Source organism: Priestia sp. SIMBA_032 (assembly GCF_046535215.1).
Classification (GTDB): Bacteria; Bacillota; Bacilli; order Bacillales; family Bacillaceae_H; genus Priestia; species Priestia aryabhattai.
In genome coordinates this window covers 1-259 of the sequence record NZ_JAWRXD010001009.1, presented here as the reverse complement: position 1 = coordinate 259, position 259 = coordinate 1, and the positions used below count along the sequence as shown (strand labels likewise).

The window sequence follows — 259 nt, the reverse complement described above, 5'->3', positions numbered from 1 at the left end:
CGGATCTGTCGTTTTTTGCATATGTACTTGCATTGGAATGTTTACAATCATAATTGCTATACCAGTTAACATCATAAAAGCAATATAGTAAATAAAACTTGCTACTTTTGGAATGATAACTAACAACGGAAAGACTGTACACAAACTTAAACCTGCAAACAAAAACAGTCCAGTATAAATAGAACGAAACGGATTATTCACTTCTTTACGCACTGATAAAGCAATCGCTCCCATTAGCATCCCGACTGCTAACATTCCC

General features: G+C 35.1%; 1 pseudogene. It reads right to left on the bottom strand.

What is annotated here, in order from left to right:
• Positions 1–259: pseudogene (locus SB717_RS37390) on the bottom strand (MFS transporter); the annotation flags it as partial.